The organism is Paraburkholderia sp. SARCC-3016, assembly GCF_031119615.1.
GTDB lineage: Bacteria > Pseudomonadota > Gammaproteobacteria > Burkholderiales > Burkholderiaceae > Paraburkholderia.
On sequence record NZ_JAVHZD010000100.1, the window covers coordinates 1 to 968 of the forward strand.

Here is a 968-nt window from a genome sequence, read left to right on the forward strand (position 1 = left end):
CCGTGTGCACGGCACCACGCATCGCGTTGTCGCGCAGCACTTCGGCGAGGAACGTCCCGCGTTGCAGACGCTGCCCGCCGGCGTGTTCAATGGCGTGATCCGGCTTGAGAGACGCGTGAGCCATGAAGGTCTGGTCTCCGTCGGCGGCAACTATTACAGCGTGCCCGATCGTACGCGCAGGCGCACACTCGACGTTCACAGTCTGGCTCACGAGATCCGTATCTATGAGGATGGCGAACTGCTGGCTGTTCATCCCGTGCTGGAAGGACGGCGACGAACGTCGTTGTTGCCCGGTCATCGACGCTCCAGCCAACGCAGGCAAGTGACTGAACATAGCGCGCCGCCGCTGACGTCCTCCGTGGCACGCCGGCCGCTGTCGTTCTATGACCAGGTGGCCAGACGCCTGGCCGATGCAGGGAGGTCCGCATGAGCGGCGTACCTGCCTCGACACTGGAGCGCATCCGCCGTTATCTCGTCGGCCTGCGCATGCCGCGCGCGCTCGAAGCACTGGATGCCACACTGAACCGCTTCGAACAGGGCGACAGTTCGATGCTGGAGGTGCTCGAAACCCTGCTGGGCGAAGAATTCACCACACGTGAAACGCGGCGCATCCGCATGGCGTTACAGACCGCGCGACTCGGCACGATCAAGACACTCGGCGGTTACGACTTCAGCTTCCAGCCCAGTCTCGATCGCGATCGCATCATGACGCTCGCACAGCTCGAGTTCATCGAGCGACGACAGACCGTGCACTTCCTCGGGCCGCCTGGAACGGGCAAATCACACCTGTCCATTGCATTGGGCGTCGAAGCAGTGCGCGCGGGCAAGAGCGTCTACTTCGGCTCGCTGGCCGAGATCGTCAACTCGATGGCCAAGGCCGAGCGCGAAGGCAATCTGGCGCAACGCGTGCGCTTCCTCGTGCGCAACAGCCTGCTCATCGTCGACTTATGTGCAGCACGCAGTTATGT

At 63.1% G+C, this 968-nt stretch carries 2 pseudogenes; both read left to right on the forward strand.

The features are described from left to right. Positions 1-430, forward strand: a pseudogene (locus tag QYH69_RS35875) (IS21 family transposase); the annotation flags it as partial. Next, a pseudogene (istB, locus tag QYH69_RS35880) lies at positions 427-968 on the forward strand (IS21-like element ISBcen28 family helper ATPase IstB); the annotation flags it as partial. The pseudogenes QYH69_RS35875 and istB, both read left to right, overlap by 4 nt.